This is a genomic window from Streptomyces sp. NPDC052052 (genome assembly GCF_040680455.1).
GTDB lineage: Bacteria > Actinomycetota > Actinomycetes > Streptomycetales > Streptomycetaceae > Streptomyces.
Genome location: NZ_JBFAWU010000005.1, coordinates 37666 through 57133, shown reverse-complemented (window position 1 = coordinate 57133; position 19468 = coordinate 37666). Strand labels below are relative to the sequence as shown.

Annotated in this window: 16 protein-coding genes; 5 read left to right on the top strand and 11 right to left on the bottom strand. The window is 70.5% G+C overall.

All coding sequences use genetic code 11. The features are described 5' to 3' along the window. Entirely contained in the window at positions 1-1380 is a 1380-nt protein-coding gene (locus AB0L71_RS07590) for a diaminobutyrate--2-oxoglutarate transaminase family protein (protein ID WP_365239224.1), read from the bottom strand. 329 nt (positions 1381-1709) lie between these two features. Here AB0L71_RS07590 and AB0L71_RS07585 point away from each other — a divergent pair, with 329 nt between their 5' ends. Next, the gene (locus AB0L71_RS07585; RefSeq protein ID WP_365239222.1) at positions 1710-2930 is read left to right on the top strand and encodes a hypothetical protein; all 1221 of its coding nucleotides are present in this window, start codon (positions 1710-1712) and stop codon (positions 2928-2930) included. A 259-nt stretch (positions 2931-3189) separates the two neighbouring features. Here AB0L71_RS07585 and hflX read toward each other — a convergent pair whose 3' ends face one another. The 6 genes from hflX to miaA all read right to left on the bottom strand — a co-directional run bounded on the left by hflX (position 3190) and on the right by miaA (position 11183). Further along, positions 3190-4707, bottom strand: coding sequence for a GTPase HflX (hflX, locus tag AB0L71_RS07580; RefSeq protein WP_365239219.1), 1518 nt, complete (start codon positions 4705-4707; stop codon positions 3190-3192). A gap of 141 nt (positions 4708-4848) precedes the next feature. After that, on the bottom strand, positions 4849-6303 hold the full coding sequence (locus tag AB0L71_RS07575; protein ID WP_365239217.1) for a M1 family metallopeptidase: 1455 nt from the start codon (positions 6301-6303) through the stop codon (positions 4849-4851). Between the two features lie 92 nt (positions 6304-6395). After that, complete coding sequence (locus tag AB0L71_RS07570; protein WP_365239215.1) at positions 6396-8552, bottom strand: HD domain-containing protein; 2157 nt, start codon at positions 8550-8552, stop codon at positions 6396-6398. Positions 8553-8647: 95 nt separating this feature from the next. Then, the gene (gene dapF / locus AB0L71_RS07565; protein ID WP_365239212.1) at positions 8648-9565 is read right to left on the bottom strand and encodes a diaminopimelate epimerase; all 918 of its coding nucleotides are present in this window, start codon (positions 9563-9565) and stop codon (positions 8648-8650) included. A gap of 137 nt (positions 9566-9702) precedes the next feature. Next, the gene (locus AB0L71_RS07560) at positions 9703-10137 is read right to left on the bottom strand and encodes a hypothetical protein (protein WP_365239781.1); all 435 of its coding nucleotides are present in this window, start codon (positions 10135-10137) and stop codon (positions 9703-9705) included. 107 nt (positions 10138-10244) lie between these two features. After that, entirely contained in the window at positions 10245-11183 is a 939-nt protein-coding gene (gene miaA, locus AB0L71_RS07555; protein WP_365239210.1) for a tRNA (adenosine(37)-N6)-dimethylallyltransferase MiaA, read from the bottom strand. Between the two features lie 284 nt (positions 11184-11467). On the opposite strand from miaA, the gene AB0L71_RS07550 reads away from it, so the two are divergent. Beyond that, complete coding sequence (locus AB0L71_RS07550; protein ID WP_365239207.1) at positions 11468-11728, top strand: antitoxin; 261 nt, start codon at positions 11468-11470, stop codon at positions 11726-11728. Between the two features lie 111 nt (positions 11729-11839). Here the strand turns inward: AB0L71_RS07550 and AB0L71_RS07545 are convergent, their stop codons facing one another. Continuing rightward, positions 11840-12556, bottom strand: coding sequence for a class III extradiol dioxygenase subunit B-like domain-containing protein (locus tag AB0L71_RS07545; RefSeq protein WP_365239204.1), 717 nt, complete (start codon positions 12554-12556; stop codon positions 11840-11842). A 52-nt stretch (positions 12557-12608) separates the two neighbouring features. Further along, on the bottom strand, positions 12609-14099 hold the full coding sequence (miaB, locus tag AB0L71_RS07540; RefSeq protein WP_365239778.1) for a tRNA (N6-isopentenyl adenosine(37)-C2)-methylthiotransferase MiaB: 1491 nt from the start codon (positions 14097-14099) through the stop codon (positions 12609-12611). Positions 14100-14249: 150 nt separating this feature from the next. Here miaB and AB0L71_RS07535 point away from each other — a divergent pair, with 150 nt between their 5' ends. Next, positions 14250-15248 carry a TAXI family TRAP transporter solute-binding subunit gene (locus AB0L71_RS07535; RefSeq protein WP_365239201.1) on the top strand — a complete coding sequence of 333 codons (999 nt, stop codon included), beginning with the start codon at positions 14250-14252 and terminating at the stop codon, positions 15246-15248. A gap of 39 nt (positions 15249-15287) precedes the next feature. On the opposite strand, the gene AB0L71_RS07530 is transcribed toward AB0L71_RS07535, so the two are convergent. Together AB0L71_RS07530 and AB0L71_RS07525 are read right to left on the bottom strand one after the other, a co-directional pair. Next, the gene (locus tag AB0L71_RS07530; protein WP_365239198.1) at positions 15288-16682 is read right to left on the bottom strand and encodes a HAMP domain-containing sensor histidine kinase; all 1395 of its coding nucleotides are present in this window, start codon (positions 16680-16682) and stop codon (positions 15288-15290) included. 14 nt (positions 16683-16696) lie between these two features. After that, positions 16697-17389 (bottom strand): response regulator transcription factor, encoded by a 693-nt coding sequence (locus tag AB0L71_RS07525; RefSeq protein WP_365239195.1) that lies wholly within the window; start codon positions 17387-17389, stop codon positions 16697-16699. 352 nt (positions 17390-17741) lie between these two features. Between AB0L71_RS07525 and AB0L71_RS07520 the strand changes: the two genes are divergently transcribed. Beyond that, on the top strand, positions 17742-18527 hold the full coding sequence (locus AB0L71_RS07520; protein ID WP_365239193.1) for an amino acid ABC transporter ATP-binding protein: 786 nt from the start codon (positions 17742-17744) through the stop codon (positions 18525-18527). Between the two features lie 69 nt (positions 18528-18596). Continuing rightward, positions 18597-19436: a glutamate ABC transporter substrate-binding protein gene (locus AB0L71_RS07515; RefSeq protein WP_365239191.1), complete on the top strand. Its 840-nt coding sequence runs from the start codon at positions 18597-18599 to the stop codon at positions 19434-19436. Positions 19437-19468 lie beyond the last annotated feature (32 nt).

The window sequence follows — 19468 nt, the reverse complement described above, 5'->3', positions numbered from 1 at the left end:
TCAGCGGAGCGACCCGGTCGCGATCCGGCGGTGCGGCAGGCGCTCGGCGGCTGCCAGGGCGTCGGCGAGGCGGTCCACGACCGCTGTCGCCTGTTCGTCGGTGAGGGTGAGGGGCGGGAGGAGACGTACGACGCTGGAGTGGCGTCCGCCGAGTTCGACGATGAGCCCGCGGCGCAGGCACTCCTGCTGGACGGCTGCGGCGAGGGCCGGGGCGGGTGGCGGCTCGGGGGTGTCGCCCGGGGCGGCGGCCTCGGGGTCGACGAGTTCCACCCCGATCATCAGCCCCCGCCCGCGGACGTCCCCGATGGACGGGTGGTCCGTGGCCAGCGCCTGGAGGCGTGCGACGATCCTGGCGCCGAGGGTCGCGGCGCGGTCCGCGAGGCGGTTCTCCCGCACGAACGCGAGGGTGGCCGTACCCGCGGCCATCGCGAGCTGGTTGCCCCGGAAGGTTCCGGCGTGGGCGCCGGGTTGCCAGGTGTCGAGCTCGGAGCGGTAGACGATCACCGCGAGCGGCAGGGATCCGCCGATGGCCTTGGAGAGCACCATCACGTCGGGCACGATGCCGCTGTGCTCGACCGCCCAGAAGGCGCCGGTGCGGCCGACACCCGTCTGGACCTCGTCGGCGATCAGGGGGATGGACCGGCTCTCGGTGATCTCGCGCATCCGGCGCATCCAGTGGTCCGGGGCGGGGTTCACGCCCCCTTCCCCCTGGACCGGTTCCAGGATCATCCCGGCCGGTGCGGGCGTGCCCCCCTTGGGGTCGTCCAGGAGGTTCTCGGCCCACCGGGCCGCGATCTGCGTGCCGCGGTCACCGCCGACGCCAAAGGGGCAACGGTAGTTCTGCGGGAAGGGAAGACGCGTCACGTGTACGTCCTCGGCGCCGCCCGATGCGGCCAGTGCGCCTGCCGTCATCCCGTGGTAGGCGCCGGTGAAGGCCACGAGTCCGCGGCGGCCGGTGGCGGCCCGGACGAGTTTGAACGCCGCCTCGACGGCGTCCGTGCCGGCGGGACCGCAGAACTGGATCCGGGCGTTGTCGGCGAACCGCCGCGGCAGGCTGGCGAACAGCTCCGTCGTGAAGGCGTCCTTGACCGGAGTGGCCAGGTCGAGCACATGCAGGGGCGCCCCCGAGTCGATCACCTTCTTGATGGCCTCCAGGACCACCGGATGGTTGTGTCCGAGCGCCAGCGTGCCCGCGCCGGAGAGGCAGTCGAGGTACCGCCGACCGTCCGCTCCCTCGATGGTCATCCCACGGGCCCGTACCGGCACGATCGGCAGTGACCGCGCATAGGTACGGGCGGCGGACTCCCGCAGCGACTGGCGGCGCAGAATCCCCTCGTGCACCGCCGGTGCTGCCGCCGGAGCTGGTTCGGTCACGGCCACGGCTCTTGGTCCTCCTGCTGTAACAGTTGCGTTCCGCGTCCGTACATCGGCGCACGGACGGACTGCGGGGATGAACCCTGTCCTCGGTCCCTCCTGCGTACCAACGACACCGGGCGCGCAGGATCACGGGTAAATCCGAAGATCCTTGCGGGGACGGAACCATGGCCCTGCCGCGGACCGTCCCCACCGGCACCGGCATAGTGAGGGCCGCGCGGACGGCTCGGACGGCTTTCCGGACGCCAACAGGGCGTTCGGATCAGGCCGCTCGGCGACAGCACGGAAGCGCCGTACGGAAGTGTTGGGTTACGAAGTCCCAGGGGGATCATCAGATGCGAATCGTTCGACCGGTTCTGACCGCACGTCAGGGGGGCGGGCGTCGCACGTGCCCCTCGGCACTCGCCGTGGCAGCGGTCACCGCGGTCCTTGCGCTCACCGCCACCGCCTGCGGTCCGGGCGAGGACGACGCCAGTGACAAGCCGAGCAACGCCGCCGGTCAGTCGTCGGGTGGCGGGATCACCATTCCGGACGATCTGAAGGACCGGCTCAAGGAGCACGGGATCGATCTCGACCAGTGGAAGAACGGCGAGTGGAAGAACTGGGACAAGGACACCTGGCTGCGCGAGGCCAAGGACTTCGTCAACCCGATCATCGAAGGGCTCTGGGACTCGGACCGGATGCGGGACACCGACAAGTCGCCGGAGAAGCAGGTCGAGAACGACATCTCGGGTGATGCCGGAGTGACGGACCCGACGCCGGCACCGGTCAAGGCCGCCGCTGTCCGGACGCCGTACCACGCCAGCGCCGCGGAGTCGGGCAAGCTGTTCTTCGACAGCCCCGAGGGCTCCATGGTCTGCTCCGCGACCGTGGTGAAGGACCCGGCGCACCCCGGCAAGTCCAACCTGGTGTGGACCGCGGGGCACTGTGTGCACGCGGGCAAGAAGGGCGGTTGGTACCGCAACATCGCCTTCGTGCCGTCCTACAACAACGACGGTCTGCCGACGGCCCAGCTCGAGAAGGCGACCAAGCAGGAGATCGCACCCTACGGCGTGTGGTGGAGCCAGTGGGCGCAGACGTCCGAACAGTGGATCTCCGAAGGGTCCTCGGTCGGCGGGCAGGGCGCCCCCTACGACTTCGCGGTACTGCGCGTCACGCCGGAGAAGGGATCGTCCGGCAAGTCCCTGGAGGAGACGGTGGGCTCCGCACTGCCCGTCGACTTCAATGCCCCCGCCGTCCCGAAGATCGACAGCATGACGGCCACCGGCTTCCCCGCCGCTCCGCCGTACGACGGCCAGAAGGCCTTCACCTGCTCGGACACGCCCGGCCGGCTCTCGCTGACGGAGCAGGACCCGACGATGTACCGTATCGGCTGCACCATGACGGGCGGCGCCTCCGGCGGCGGCTGGGTCGCGACGGGCCAGGACGGCAACCCCGCACTGGTCTCCAACACCTCCATCGGCCCGGTGTCGGCCGGCTGGCTGGCCGGACCGCGCTTCGGCAAGGAGGCCAAGGGCGTCTACGAGTCGGTCAGCAACAAGTACGCGGGACAGTGACCCACGGCCGTCCTTGCGCCCTTTGAGAGGTGACGGCACATCAGGACATTGAGGGCGGCAACTCCCCTCCGGAGGCCCTGTGTTGTCCCCACCGCCGCCCCGCGCGGCCGCCTCCGGGCGCCGTGCGCTTCCACGGCAGGGAGCGCACGGGGGCGCACGTGCGGCAGACCGGTACGTGAAGCGGTGCACCGGGCGCAGAAGGCCCGCTCCCCTCGGGGGAGCGGGCCTTCGGGCCGTACTGTTCGGTGCCGCGCCGCGGTCAGCGTGCCACGGGGACGAACGCGGAGAGCTCGGCCGCCAGTTCCTCGTGGACCCGCGCCTTCAGCAGGGTGCCCTCCGGAGTGTGCTCCTCGGAGATCACCTCGCCCTCGGCATGTACCCGCGAGACGAGACCTCCCCGGGTGTACGGGACGAGTGCCTCGATCTCGACCGAGGGCCGGGGCAGTTCGGCGTCGATGAGCGCGAGCAGCTCGTCGATCCCCTCTCCGGTCCGCGCCGAGACGGCGATCGCGTGCTTCTCGATGCGCAGCAGCCGCTGCAGCACCAGCGGATCGGCCGCGTCGGCCTTGTTGATCACCACGACCTCCGGCACATCCGTCGCACCCACGTCGCGGATCACCTCGCGCACCGCGGCGAGCTGTTCCTCGGGCACCGGATGGGAGCCGTCCACCACATGCAGGATGAGATCGGAATCACCGACCTCCTCCATCGTGGACCGGAACGCCTCGACGAGGTGGTGCGGCAGGTGCCGGACAAATCCCACGGTGTCGGCCAGGGTGTAGATCCGGCCGCTCGGCGTCTCGGCCCGGCGCACGGTCGGGTCCAGGGTGGCGAACAGTGCGTTCTCCACCAGGACACCCGCACCGGTCAGCCGGTTGAGCAGCGAGGACTTGCCTGCGTTGGTGTAGCCGGCGATGGCGACCGACGGCACCTTGTTGCGCTTGCGCTCCTGGCGCTTGATCTCGCGGCCGGTCTTCATCTCCGCGATCTCCCGGCGCATCTTCGCCATCTTCTCGCGGATCCGGCGCCGGTCCGTCTCGATCTTGGTCTCACCGGGGCCGCGGGTCGCCATGCCGCCACCGCCGCTGGAACCGCCGCCGCCCATCTGGCGGGAGAGCGACTGACCCCAGCCTCGCAGCCGCGGCAGCATGTACTGCATCTGCGCCAGCGAGACCTGTGCCTTGCCCTCCCGGGACTTGGCGTGCTGGGCGAAGATGTCCAGAATCAGGGCGGTCCGGTCGACCACCTTGACCTTGACGACGTCCTCCAGGTGGATCAGCTGGCCGGGGCTGAGCTCACCGTCGCAGACGACGGTGTCGGCCCCTGATTCGAGGACGATGTCGCGCAGCTCGAGGGCCTTGCCCGAGCCGATGTAGGTGGCCGGGTCCGGCTTGTCGCGGCGCTGGAAGACGGCGTCGAGCACCAGGGCACCCGCCGTCTCGGCGAGTGCGGCCAGCTCCGCGAGGGAGTTCTCGGCGTCCTGTACGGTCCCCGAGGTCCAGACACCGACCAGTACCACTCGCTCCAGGCGAAGCTGTCGGTACTCGACCTCGGTGACGTCCTCGAGTTCGGTGGAGAGTCCTGCCACGCGGCGCAGGGCCGCACGCTCGGAGCGGTCGTACTGCTCGCCGTCGCGCTCCCCGTCGATCTCGTGGCTCCAGGCGACGTCCTCTTCCATCAGGGCGTCGGCCCGAAGGCTCTCGGTGCGGCTCCCGGTGGTGTGCTCCGGAGCGCTCTGCGTGTCCTGCGCGTCCTGGGGAAGAGAAGAGGAGGTCATTGGATCCTTACGTCGATGGAATTCCGTTACGTCAGTCACAACGCGTGACCTCTTCCGATGATTCCCGCGTCGGGAGTCATCGTCCGGCCGCCGCGGCGACCCGTCGATGGTCGCATGGTCCGCCGGGCCCGTCACCCTGGTTTATCGCTGCCCGGAGGGGCGGGCGCTGTGCCAGTCCGGGTGTCCCGGCATCGGCGGGGTCTTCGCGCCGTACAGCCAGCCGTCGAAGAACGAGGTCAGGTCGCGGCCCGCGACCAGTGACGCCGTGCGGACGAAGTCAGCGGTGGTGGCGTTGGAGTCCCGGTGCCGGTGCAGCCAGCTCCGCTCCAGCCGGTCGAAGGCGTTCTCTCCGATCTCCTGGCGCAGCGCGTACAGGATCAGCGCGCTGCCGTCGTACACCACCGGCCGGAACAGGCTGAGCTTCTGTCCGGGCCCGGGCTTGTCGGGGCGTGCGGGCGGGCCGCCCGCGGCACGCCAGCCGTCGGACTTGAGGTACGCCTCACGCATCCGGCGTTCCAGCGGCCCGCCGCCGTGCTCCTCGGCGTAACGGGCCTCGTACCAGGTGGCGTGTCCCTCGTTGAGCCACAGATCGGACCAGGTCTTCGGGGAGACGCTGTCGCCGAACCACTGGTGGGCGAGTTCGTGCACCATGATCGATTCGACGTACCACTGGGGGTAGCCGGGCCGGGTGAAGAGGGACCGTTCGAAGAGCGAGAGCGTCTGGGTCTCCAGCTCGAAGCCGGTGTCGGTGGCGGCGACCAGCAGTCCGTAGTTCTCGAAGGGGTAGCGGCCGACCTGCTGTTCCATCCATGCGAGCTGACCGGGGGTCCTGCTGAGCCAGGGCTCCAGCCGCTCGCGGTCGGCGGCCGGCACCACGTCGCGGACGGGCAGCCCGTGCGGCCCGGTCCGTTCGACGACGGTGGAACGGCCGATGCCGACCTGGGCCAGCTCGGTGGCCATGGGGTGTGCGGTCCGGTAGGTCCAGGTGGTCTCGGCGCCGTGCGGGTCGGTACCGACCCACAGCCCGTTGGCGACCACCGTGAAGTCCTTGGGCGCGGTGATCCGGAAGGTGAAGTACGCCTTGTCGGCGGGGTGGTCGTTGCTCGGGAAGACCCGGTGCGCGGCGTCGGCCTGATTGGCCATGGCCAGGCCGTCGGCGGTGCGCAGCCAGCCACCGGTGTCCTGGTTGCCGCGGGGGTCACTGGTGTGCCGGACGGTGATACGGAGGGCCGTTCCGGCCGGGAGCCGGCTCGGGGCCCGGATGACGAGGTCCTCGTCCGCAATGGCGAAGTCCACGCCCCGACCGTTGATTTCGACGGCGCTGACGGTGCCCCGGGTGAAGTCGAGGTTGATCCGGTCCAGCGGCTCGGTCGTCCGCGCGTCGATGGTGGTGACGGCATCCAGCGGGGTGTTGTTGCTGCCGTGGTAGGTCAGGCCGATGTCGTAGGAGAGGACGTCGTACCCGGGGTTGCCGAGATACGGGAAGAGTGGGTCGCCGATGCCGAGGGGCACGGGTGAGGGGAGGGCGGCGGCAACGAGGGCGGCGGATGCGGCGGCGAGCAGGGCGGTGCGCAGGCGGCGGGGGATGAACGGCATGACCTACCGCTACCAGCGACTCCCGCCCCGGCAGGTTGCGGCGCGCGCCGCACCACCCGAACGAGATCGCTTCGGCAGATGGCGCTGCAGGGTCACCCGGTGGCGGCGGGGTGCTGGGTGCGGCGCACGTCGTACACCCCGGGTACGTCGCGCATGGCGCGCATCAGGGCCGGCAGCCCGGCGGCATCGGGGAGTTGCAGGGTGTAGGTGTGCCGGACCCGCTGTTCGCTGGGGGGTTCGACGGTGGCGGAGATGATCGCCGCGTCCGCGGCCGCGATCGCCTCGGTGAGATCGGCCAGAAGCCGGGTCCGTCCGAAGGACTCGGCGACCAGGGTGACCCGGCACCCATCCGTGTCTCCCCAGCTCGCCGGGACCGGGGCGCGGCCGACCGACTGCATCCGGGCCGCCGCGGCACACTCCAGCCGGTGCACGGCGACGGTGCCCCCGCTCACGACGAATCCGGTGACGGCATCGGGTGGTGCGGGGGTACAGCAGCCGGCGAGTCGGACGGGGGCGTCCGGCCGGTCGACCACGGCCCTCGCGGTCGGCCCCGCCGGCCTGGTACGGCCGGGAACGGTGCTCTCGTGGGAGTGAGGTTCGCGCCTGCGCTCGGCAGACCGGCCCGTGTGCGGGCCCCGGGTGTCCTCGGGGTGGGCATCCAGCCAGCCGGTGATGGCGATGCGGGCGGCGGGGGTGCGGGCGTGATCGAGCCAGTCGGGCGAGGGGCCGGAGGTGGCATCCTCGACGAGCAGCAGTTGCACGGTGTCGCCGTCGCTCAGCATGGTGCCGAGGGTGGTGAGGCGGCCGTTGACCCGGGCGCCGACACAGTGGTGCGCCGCTTCGCCGTACTGCGCGTAGGCGGCATCGACGCAACTGGCGCCTGCGGGCAGCCCGAGGGTGCCGCCGTCGGTGCGGAAGACCGTGATCTCCCGGTCCTCGGCGAGGTCGGCACGGAGCGTCGTCCAGAAGGTGTCGGGATCCGGCGCCGACCGCTGCCACGCGAGGAGCCGGGAGAGCCAGCCGGGCCGGGTCGGGTCGGCTCGCTCGCCGTCCGCGGGTTCGGCCGGCTGCGGTGCGAAGCCGCTGTCCGAGGCGTACGGATTGCCGAGGGCGATGACGCCCGCCTCGGCGACCTTGTGCATCCGGTGGGTCCGGATGAGGACTTCGGCGACCGCCCCGTCGGGGCCCACGACCGCGGTGTGCAACGACTGGTACAGGTTGAACTTGGGAGCGGCGATGAAGTCCTTGAACTCGGAGATCACCGGGGTGAAGCAGGTGTGCAGCTCCCCGAGCACGGCATAGCAGTCGGCGTCCTCGCCGACGAGGACCAGCAGCCGGCCGAAGTCGGTGCCGCGCAGTTCGCCGCGTTTGGCCCGTACCCGGTGCACGGAGACGTAGTGGCGCGGTCTGATCAGGACCTCTGCCGGGATGCCGGCCTCCCGCAGCACGGTGGCGACGTTCTCGGCGACGGCGGCGAGCGGGTTCTGGTGGGACGCGGCACCGGAGGCGTCCGGCTGCGCCGACGCGGCCGCGATCAGTGCGCGGGTGCGTTCGTACTCCTCGGGGTGGAGGATCGCGAAGACGAGGTCCTCCAGTTCGGTCTTGAGGGCCTGCACACCGAGCCGTTCGGCCAGCGGGATCAGTACGTCACGGGTGACCTTGGCGATCCTGGCCTGTTTCTCCGGACGCATCACACCGAGGGTGCGCATGTTGTGCAAGCGGTCGGCGAGCTTGATCGACATCACCCGGACGTCGTCCCCGGTGGCGACGAGCATCTTGCGGAAGGTCTCGGGTTCGGCCGCCGCTCCGTAGTCGACCTTTTCGAGCTTGGTCACGCCGTCGACGAGGTAGCAGACCTCCTTGCCGAACTGTTCCCTCACCTGATCGAGGGTCACCTCGGTGTCCTCGACGGTGTCGTGGAGAAGTGAGGCCGTCAGGGTGGTGGTCTCGGCGCCGAGTTCGGCGAGGATCAGCGTGACGGCGAGCGGGTGTGTGATGTACGGCTCGCCGCTCTTGCGCATCTGGCCGCGGTGCGAGGACTCCGCGAGTACGTAGGCCCGGTGCAGGAGGGAGAGGTCGGCATCCGGGTGGTGCGCCCGGTGGGCCTCGGCGACATGACCGATCGCGTCGGGCAGCCGGTCGCGGGAGACCGGGCCGAGCAGGGCGACACGCCCGAGCCTGCGGAGATCGATCCGGGGACGGCTCCGTTTACGGACGGGCGCACCTGGGTCGGTGGCCTCTGCGCTCATGGGGGCACCTCCGGCGGCATCGACCGGCGGTGGGAGGTGCGGTCGCGCCTCCGGGCCGGTGCTTGATGCTACCGAGCCCACCACGTGGCGGAGTCCTACTCTCGGCCAGCGTGAAACGGATCACCCATTCGAGCGAAGCTCTCTCCGTTCACCGTTTCGAGCCACGCAGCGTCGATCACACCTTCGGCGACGATCACGGCGGCGCCGGTCATCTCGATCTCGCCGTCCGGCCGCTCGGTGATCACCAGAGTGCCCCCGGGCAGATCCACCGTGTACGTGACGGGGACGCCGGTCTCCGCCGGGTCGACGCCGTCCCTGCGTGCCGCGGCGACGGCCACGGCGCAGGCTCCGGTGCCGCAGGAGCGGGTCTCGCCCGAGCCGCGCTCGTGGACCCGCATCGCGACATGGCGCGGACCGCGGTCCACGACGAATTCGATGTTGACGCCGTCGGGGTAGACGGCCGCGGGGCTGTACGGCGGAACCGCGAGCAGATCGCCGGCATGCGCCAGGTCGTCGACGAAGGCGACGGCGTGCGGATTGCCCATGTTCACGTTGCGGGCCTGCCAGCTGCGGCCGTCCAGAGCGACCGTGACCCCGGCCTCGGGCAGCAGCGCCCGCCCCATCGAGATCGTGATGTCGCCGCCCTTGGCGATGTGCGCCCGCTTCACGCCGCCGCGCGTCGCGACGGCGAGGTCGCCCTCCTCGACGTGTCCCGCACGCTGCAGGTAGCGGGCGAAGACCCGGACGCCGTTGCCGCACATCTCGGCGATCGAACCGTCGGCGTTGCGGTAGTCCATGAACCACTCGGCCTCGCCCGCCATGGCCCGTGCCTCCGGGTGCGCGGCGGACCGGACGACGTGCAGCAGCCCGTCACCACCGATACCGGCCCGGCGGTCGCACAGACGCGCGACGACGGAGGCGGGCAGGTCGATGCTGTTGTCCGGATCGGGAACGATCACGAAGTCGTTCTCGGTCCCGTGGCCCTTGAGGAAGACGATCTGCGAGGTGCTCACAGGGCAACTGTACGAGGCCGCACGGACAGCCGACGAAACCGGGCCTCGGCAACGGGACACCGGACGGGGTGGGTTCATCGCCGCACGGCAGCAGGAGCGGGCAGGGCCCCGGCGCAGCTGCGCCGGCGTTCCGTCCGTCAGCGGAGCCGCGCGACGCGCCAGACGGCCAGTGCGACCAGGGCGGAGCAGACGACGACGTACAGGACGATCACGCGCCAGTCGGGCCGCTCGCCCGAACCCCGTTGCGGCAGCCCCGGCCACGCATACCCCACCCGGCGGGCGGCCATCATGCCCCAGCCCGCGGCGCAACAGCTGATCAGCAGGCCCAGCATGGCCACGACCGCGCCGCCGCCGCCGAACTCGAAGGCCAGCGGGAACGCGAACATCAGCGATCCCACGGCGGCGAGCATGACGATCGGCGCGAGCTGCCAGATGCGCAGACGCCGGGCGGGCCGCAGCTCGACCTCGACCTCCGGGGTCACTTCGAGCTCGTCGGGCCCGTCAGGGCTCAAGCGTCCTGCCTCGTGCAGCGTGTCCGGTGCGTCTTCTGTGTCGCGAGGGCCGGCTTCCATCGCCACGCGCCCTCCCAACTCGGACTCCACTGGTCGATCGATGCTCGATGATGGCACGCTCCCGTGCACGGAAACGGCTGACAGGGCTTCCCGATGCCATCACGTGATCAGGCTGTAACCGCTCGTTCGACCAATGCCAGCGCCTGATGGGGCAGTTCCCCGCGGTCCTGCGCGGCACCGCTGAGCCAGTGCACCCGCGGGTCGCGGCGGAACCACGAGTCCTGGCGGCGCGCGAATCGTTTGGTGGCGCGTACGGTCTCGGCGCGCGCCTCGTCCTCGGTGCACTCCCGGGCCAGCGCGGCAAGCACCTGCTGGTAGCCGAGCGCCCTGGAGGCGGTCCGTCCGTCACGCAGGCCGTGCGCCTCCAGGGCGCGGACCTCGTCGACGAGTCCGGCCGCCCACATCCGGTCGACCCTCCGGGCGATGCGTTCGTCGAGTTCGGGGCGGGCCACGTCGACGCCGATCTGGAGGGCGTCGTAGACCGCGTCGTCACCCGGGAGGTTGGCGGTGAAGGGCCTGCCGGTGATCTCGATGACCTCGAGGGCCCTGACGATCCGGCGGCCGTTGCTCGGCAGGATGGCCCGGCCCGCTTCGGGGTCCGCGGCGGCGAGGCGGGCGTGCAGGGCGCCGGAGCCGAGCTCGACCAGTTCCTCCTCCAGCCTGGCCCGGACGCCGGGGTCCGTGCCGGGGAACTCCAGGGCGTCGATGGCGCCCTTCACGTAGAGCCCGGAGCCGCCGACCAGGATCGGGGTGCGGCCCGCGGCGAGCAGCCGGTCGATCTCCAGGCGGGCCAGCCGCTGGTACTCGGCGACACTGGCGGTCTCGGTCACGTCCCAGATGTCCAGCAGGTGGTGCGGAACGTCTCCGCGTTCGGAGAGCGTCAGCTTCGCGGTGCCGATGTCCATCCCCTGGTAGAGCTGCATGGAGTCGGCGTTGACCACCTCGCCGTCGAGCCGCTGAGCGAGGAACACCCCCAGATCGGACTTTCCGGCTGCGGTGGGACCGACGACGGCGATGACCCGCGGTGCGGGAGCTGAACTTCTCACCGCCCCAGTCTCGCAAACCTCCGGCACTCCTCCCGAACGAGTGAGGTGAGCGGCTCCGAGCGGCAGCCGTCCGCCCCTTCCGCCGGCGGCTGATGCCGTGGCCCGTCGCGGCCCCTGAGGGCCGCGACGGCGCGGATCTTCGCCCGCGCCAGTAGACTTCCAGTACGAATACGGGTGTTTTGTCACGGTCTGTCGTTTGCTTCTCGGAATGGCCCGATGAAGGCCACCAGGGGCGGGGCCGAAAGGGACGCCCGATCCCAGTCCCCCAGCAGGGAGGGTGCCCGATGGGCTTCCTGGACACGTTGAAGGCCAAGCTGAGCCCCGCCAAGGACAAGGTGGGCGATCTCGCGCACCAGCACGGGGACAAGATCGACCAAGGTCTCGACAAGGCCGCGCGGACCGTCGACCAAAAGACCAAGGGCAAGTACAGCGACAAGATCGAGTCCGGCACGAGGAAGGCCAAGGAAGCGGTCGAGCGCCTGTCCCACAAGCACGACGAAGGCGGTGCCGGAGGCAGCGGGGGCGGTACGCCGCCCGCTCCGTGAACATGCACTGACCGGGCCGTCACCGACCGGTCCGGCAACGGCCGTGGAGCGAGGAGGCTGCACGGCCGTCAGCCGTCCCCGCCCCGGGTGCGGAGGCCTCGGGCGGGAGGCTCAGGACCAGGTGGCGACCAGGTAGCCGACCCCGTACGGAGCGTCCTCGTACAGCAGGCGCCCGTCCAGGTCCGCTCCCTCGGCCGCCCCCGCGAGCACCTGCCACGGTGCCCGGCCCGCGGCCTTGAGTTCGTACGCCAGTGACTCGTCCAGCGCGTTCACCGCGTCCACGTCCGCCGTGCCGAGCGCGTGGGCGGCCGCGGCGTCGAACGCCTCGGCGCGGACATCCAGATAGCCGGGCGCCTTGACCGTGCGGCAGGCGCTCCCGTCGCCCATCACCAGCAGGGCGACCCGGTCCGCCCTGGCGGACAGGTCCCGTCCGGTGTCCGTGCAGCGAGCGGTTTCGAGCGACTCCCCCACACCCAGTCCTTCGACCGGCGCCTCATCCCAGGGCGTGCGGGCCAGCAGCCAGGCGCCGACGGCCAGGGACGGCGGCAGCGGACGCTCCGCCACCACCGGGCCGCGCTCGCGCCCCAGCCGCACGCCGAGGTCCACACCGAAGCCCCGGAACGTACCGGTGGCTCCCTCGGGGTGCGGCCCGCGCCCCGCCGGGTCCGCAGGCCCGACGACGATCAGCAGATCGGGCCGGGCGGCGGTGAGCACCCCGAGGGCCTTGGCACAAGCGGCCCGCAGGTCATCGAGTTCGGGCGCGGCACCGGCGGCGACCTCGGGTACGAGCAGGGGCGGACAGGGACAGACAGCGGCGGCGACAAGCATGGTGGGCAGCGTACTGCCCCGCCCGGGACGGGCCCGTTGGCCGCCGCCGGTGTCAGTCGCAGCCGCAGCCGGGGGCGGCGGCGGGCAGCGGCGCGGGGGCGCCGATACCAGGCAGTCCCAGCATCACTCCGGCGGGCTTGGCGGCCTCGGCGGCGGTGCGCTTCTCCCAGGCGTCCCCCGCCCTGGTCCGGCGGACGCCCATCGGGGCCCCCTCGGCGAGGAGATGGTGCGGGGCCGCGTAGGTGATCTCGACGGTCACCACATCGCCCGGACGCACGTCCTCGTCCGGCTTGGTGAAGTGGACCAGCCGGTTGTCGGGGGCGCGGCCGGAGAGTCGGTGGGTGGCGCCGTCCTTGCGGCCCTCACCCTCCGCGACCATGACCTCCAGCGTGCGGCCGACCTGCTTCTTGTTCTCCTCCCAGGAGATCTCCTCCTGGAGGGCGGACAGGCGCATGTAGCGCTCCTGGACGACCTCCTTGGGGATCTGCCCCTCCATCTCGGCGGCCGGGGTTCCGGGACGCTTGGAGTACTGGAAGGTGAAGGCGTTGGCGAAGCGTGCCTCACGGACCGCGTGCAGAGTCTGCTCGAAGTCCTCCTCGGTCTCGCCGGGGAAGCCCACGATGATGTCGGTGGAGATGGCGGCGTCCGGCATCGCGGCACGCACCTTCTCGATGATGCCGAGGAACCGCTCCTGCCGGTACGAGCGCCGCATCGCCTTGAGGACCGTGTCCGAGCCGGACTGCATCGGCATGTGCAGCTGGGGCATCACATTGGGCGTCTCGGCCATCGCCGCGATCACGTCGTCCGTGAAGTCACGGGGGTGCGGCGAGGTGAAACGGACGCGTTCCAGGCCCTCGATGCGCCCGCAGGCGCGCAGCAGCTTGGAGAAGGCCTCGCGGTCGCCGATGTCGGAGCCGTACGCGTTGACGTTCTGGCCGAGCAGGGTGATCTCCGAGACGCCCTCGGCGACCAGTGCCTCGATCTCGGCGAGGATGTCGCCGGGGCGACGGTCCTTCTCCTTGCCGCGCAGCGCCGGGACGATGCAGAAGGTGCAGGTGTTGTTGCAGCCGACGGAGATGGAGACCCACGCCGCGTAGGCGGACTCGCGGCGGGTGGGAAGCGTGGAGGGGAAGGCCTCCAGGGACTCCGCGATCTCGATCTGCGCCTCTTCCTGGATGCGGGCGCGCTCCAGCAGCACCGGCAGCTTGCCGATGTTGTGCGTACCGAAGACGACGTCCACCCACGGGGCCCGCTCGACGATGGTGTCGCGGTCCTTCTGCGCGAGGCAGCCGCCCACGGCGATCTGCATGCCGGGCCGCCTGGCCTTCATCGGAGCGAGCCTGCCGAGGTTGCCGTAGAGCTTGTTGTCGGCGTTCTCGCGGACCGCGCAGGTGTTGAAGACGACGACGTCGGCGTCGCCGTCGGAGCCCTCGGCGGCCCGCACGTACCCTGCGCCCTCCAGCAGGCCCGCCAGCCGCTCGGAGTCATGGACGTTCATCTGGCACCCGTAGGTGCGCACCTCGTACGTCTTCAAACCGTCCACTACTCCACCAGCCACGTCGTTGCCGCTCACCCGTCCAGGGTAAGGGCTCCGGCCGGGCCCACGGCCCCTGCGTCCGGGCGCCGGGCCGCGGCTGCGGACCCCGGGGCCCGGCCCTGGTCATCGCCGGGAAGGGCTGGCAGGATCGCCGCCATGCTCCAGGCACTGTCCCGTATCGGGCGGCGACGCACCCTGCAGGTGTGCGCCGCTCTCGTCGTCGTGCTCGGGCTCCTGCTGTGGTGGCTGCTCCCGCTCGGGGAGCCGGCGCCGAGGGGCACGCTGACCTTCAGCACCGGCGTGCGCAGCGGCGTGTACCAGCGGTACGGCGAGCGGCTCCAGGGCGACCTGGCCAAGGATCTGCCCCAGGTGTCGATACGGCTGCTGACCAGTGAGGGCTCGCAGCAGAACATCGAGCGGGTGGCGACGGGCAAGGCCGATTTCACCATCGCCACCGCCGACGCCCTGGCCACCTATCTGCGCAGCGGCAAGCCGGGGGCCGACCGGCTACGGGGCTGTGTGCGGCTGTACGACGACTACATCCAGTTGGTCGTGCCCCGGGATTCCGAGGTGCGGAAGGTCGCGGACCTGGCGGGCAAGCGGGTCGGAGTGGGGCAGCCGGGTTCCGGGGTACGGCTGGTCGCGGACCGGGTGATGACGGCAGCCGGCCTCGATCCCGTGAACGATGTGAAGGCGTCTCCCGACGGTATCGACACCGTGCCCCGGAAGCTGGAGAACGGGCTGCTCGACGCCTTCTTCTGGTCCGGCGGACTGCCCACCTCCGCCGTCCAGGAGCTGTCGGACCGGTTCGCGATCCGACTGGTGCCGCTGGAGTCAGCGCTGGTCAAGGAGCTTCAGGCGGTGGGCGGGTCCGCCCGCTACTACCGGTCGGCCCTGATGCCCGCCGACGCCTACCGCAAAGCGCAGCAGGGGCAGGGCGTGCCGACGGTGGCGGTCGCCAATGTGCTGGTGACCACGGACCGTACGGACCCGGCGATGACCGAGGCGTTCACCCGGACCGTGATCGACAGCCGGGACCGGATCGGGCGCGAGGTGCACGCGGCCCAGCTGGTGGATCTGCGTACCGCGATCTACACCGATCCGCTGCCGCTGCACGAAGGGGCCAAGCGCTACTACCAGTCGGTCAAGCCCTGATCCCGGCGCGGCCACGCGCCGTGCGCTCCCCGTACGCGGTCAGCCCTGCGGGCCCCGACGCGGCACCGAGACCGTCACCCGCAGCCCGTGCGGCTCGTGGGCGGCGTAGCCGATGGAGCCGCCGCCCGCCGCCAGCAGGGCCTGGGAGATGGAGAGCCCGAGGCCGGAGCCCTGCACGTTCTGATGCTGGGTACTCCGCCAGAAGCGGTCCCCGACGCGATCCATCTCCTGCGGGGTGAGCCCCGGCCCGCCGTCGGCGACGACGACCGTGACGTCATCGCGGCCGACGGCGACCGTGACCAGGACCTCCTCGCCGACGGGAGTGAACTTCAGGGCGTTGTCGATGATCGCGTCGAGGGCACTCGACAGGGCGATCGGGTCCGCCCACGCGGTCACGGCGGATGCGCCGTCCGCCGTGAGCCGGACTCCCTTCTCCTCGGCGACCGCCCGCCAGGAGGCGACACGCTCCTCGGTGAGCGCGCCGATGTCCGTGAGCATCAGATCGGCCGCGGAGTGTTCGGCCAGCGCCAGATCGAGCAGGTCGTCCAGGACCTGCCCGAGTCGCTTGCCCTCCGTGCGCACGGAGGCGATCTCCTCGTTGCCCTCCGGGAGTTCGAGCGCGAGGAGTTCGATCCGCAGCAGCAGCGCGGCAAGGGGGTTACGCAGCTGGTGCGAGGCGTCGGCGACGAAGGCGCGCTGCTGCTCCAGCACGTCCTCGACGTTGTCCGCCATCTCGTTGAACGAACGGGCCAGGCGCCTCAGTTCCGGCGGGCCCCCGGAGGCCACGACCCGGGACCGCATCCGGCCACTGGCGATGTCGTGGGTGGCCGCGTCCAGGGTCCGCACGGGCAGCAGCACCCAGCCGGTGAGCCGGATCGCGGCACCGACCGCCACCAGCATCGCGACGATCTCGCCGACCGCGATGACCAGCCAGCCGCGCAGCGTGCGCGCCCGCATCTCGGAGGTGGGCGAGTCGATGACGACGACGGCCACGACATCGCCGTCCCGTACGACGGGCGAGGCGACGACGACCCTGCCCCGCTGCCAGGGCCAGACCTGCGGCGGGTCGTGGCTGCGACGTCCCAGGAGCGCCTCCCTGAAGGCCTCTCTGCCCTCTCCCTCGACCGGGAGGTGCCAGCGGGCCGGGGCCTTCGCCATGGCACTGTCGTCGCGGTAGAAGACACCGGCGCGGATGCCGTACACCGAGGCGTAGGTGTCGAGTTCGGTCTGCAGAGTGCGCCGGCGTTCGTCGTGGCCCGGGGTCCGCTCGGTGATGAACTGGGCGAGCGCGGCGAAGCGTGTCGTGTCGTCGATGCGGTCGATGACGACGCGCTGCTGCTGGGCGCCGGCGACGCTGACGGCCAGCGGGAAACCGAGGGCGAGCAGCACGCTCGCCATGAGGATGATGAGCAGGGGGAGCAGCCGGGTGCGCACCTGGACGTACGCCTCTACGCGGGCGGAGCGACGAGGCGGTAGCCGACCCCGCGTACCGTCTCGATCAGTGCCGGCAGCCGCAGTTTGGAACGCAGGGACGCGACGTGCACTTCGAGCGTGCGCCCCGTTCCCTCCCAACTCGTGCGCCACACCTCGCTGATGATCTGCTCCCGGCGGAAAACCACCCCGGGGCGCTGGGCGAGCAGCGCGAGCAGGTCGAACTCCTTGCGGGTGAGCTGGACCTCCGCTCCGCCGACGCTGACCCTGCGGGTGGGCAGCTCGATGTGGACGTGCCCCAGGCGCAGGGCGGCGACGGGCGTGGCCGCGGTGTCCTCGCCGGCCGTCGTGCGCCGGCTGACGGCGTGGATCCGGGCGAGCAGTTCGCCGGTGTCGTACGGCTTGACGACGTAGTCGTCGGCCCCGAGGTTGAGGCCGTGGATGCGCGACCGGACATCGGAGCGCGCGGTCACCATGATCACCGGGGTGGAGGTGCGCTTACGGATCTTCCCGCACACCTCGTAGCCGTCCTGGTCGGGCAGGCCCAGGTCGAGGAGTACGACGCCGAAGGGCTCCGTGTCCTTGGGCAGCAGCGCCTGCAGTGCCTCCTCGCCGCTGCGTGCGTGCACGACCTGGAAGCCGTGCCGGGCGAGGATCGCGGACAGGGCGGCGGCGACATGATTGTCGTCCTCGACCAACAGCAGTCTCATGGCCCCCTTTTCCGAAAATGCGTGCGCCGGTTGTCCGCGGGTGCGGTGCCGGTGCGTGTTCGTACGGTCTCTCGTACGCCCCTCGGCACTTTCCCGTGCCGACGGTGTTTCACGTGCGGGCGTACCAGGGCATCCACTCCGATGACCGGTATGCCAGTCAAGGGCCGACCCGCTGCATCGAGCCATCTGTTATCCACCCGGTACGCCCCGGGCACCTCTTCCGCCGTCCTGTTCACGGGGAGTGTCCGGTCGCGATCGGATCGTTATCCTCAATTCTCGCTCAGATGTAATGACGCTCGTCGCACTGCGTCACTAGGGTCCTTCCAACCGAGGAGGACGGAGCAAGAAGCCGATGAGCGGAGTTTCAGTGACCAAGGGTGCCGAGGACGCCGCGCCCGCGGCGGACGACCTTGTCGTCCTGAGCAACGTCAACAAGCACTTCGGCGCGCTGCATGTGCTCCAGGACATCGACCTGACCATCGCCCGTGGCGAGGTCGTGGTCGTCATCGGGCCCTCCGGGTCCGGGAAGTCCACGCTGTGCCGCACGATCAACCGCTTGGAGACGATCGACTCGGGGGCCATATCGATCGACGGCAAGCCGCTGCCCGAGGAGGGCAGGGAGCTGGCCAGGCTGCGCGCCGATGTCGGCATGGTCTTCCAGTCGTTCAATCTCTTCGCGCACAAGACGGTGCTCGAGAACGTGATGCTGGGCCAGCTCAAGGTCCGCAAGACGGACAAGCAGGCTGCCGAGGACAAGGCCCGTTCGCTGCTCGACCGGGTGGGCGTGGCGACGCAGGCCGACAAGTACCCCGCCCAGCTCTCCGGCGGTCAGCAGCAACGCGTGGCGATAGCCCGGGCGTTGGCCATGGACCCCAAGGTCATCCTGTTCGACGAGCCGACGTCCGCGCTCGACCCGGAGATGATCAACGAGGTGCTGGAGGTCATGCAGCAGCTCGCCCGGGACGGCATGACGATGGTCGTCGTCACGCACGAAATGGGCTTCGCACGCTCGGCGGCGAACCGTGTCGTCTTCATGGCGGACGGGAAGATCGTCGAAGAGGCCACACCCGACCAGTTCTTCAGCAACCCGCGCAGTGACCGGGCCAAGGACTTCCTGTCGAAGATCCTTCACCACTGACTGGCCCCTCACCTCCGGTTCCCGCACTGGCTGAACACCCACATCGCGTCAACTCTAGGGAAATTCATCATGCAGCTTCGTAAGGTCACCGCCGCCTCGGCCGCCGTGCTCGCCCTCGCCCTGACCGCCACCGCCTGTGGTTCCGACGACAAGGACGACTCGGGTTCGGGCGGCGGCAAGAAGATCACGATCGGCATCAAGATCGACCAGCCCGGCATCGGTCTGAAGACCCCGGACGGCAAGTACACCGGCTTCGACGTCGACGTCGCCACGTACGTCGCCAAGGAGCTCGGCTACGACGCCAAGGACATCACCTTCAAGGAGACCAAGAGCGCCGACCGCGAGACGGCGATCGAGCGCGGTGACGTCAAGTTCATCGCCGCCTCCTACTCGATCAACGACGAGCGGCAGCAGAAGGTCGACTTCGCGGGCCCGTACCTGCTGGCGCACCAGGACATCCTGGTCCGTGCCGATGACGACTCGATCAAGTCGGCGGAGGACCTGAACAGCAAGAAGCTGTGTTCGGTGACCGGCTCGACCTCGGCGCAGAACGTCAAGGAGAAGCTGGCGCCGAAGGCCCAGCTGCAGGAGTACGGCGGTTACTCCGAGTGCCTCACCGGCCTGGAGAACAAGGCCGTCGACGCGCTGACCACCGACGACTCCATCCTGGCCGGCTACGCGGCGCAGAGCGAGTTCCAGGGCAAGTTCAAGCTGGCCGGCCTCAAGATGACCAACGAGAACTACGGCATCGGTCTGAAGAAGGGCGACGCCGACCTCAAGCAGAAGATCAACGACGCCCTCAAGAAGATGGTCTCGGACGGCTCCTGGGACAAGGCCGTGGCGGCCAACTTCGGCCCGGCGAACTACAAGAACGAGCCCGCCCCGGAAATCGGCAACGTCGTCAAGTGAAGCAGGGTTGACCGGGCGCGCCGTCCGTGAAC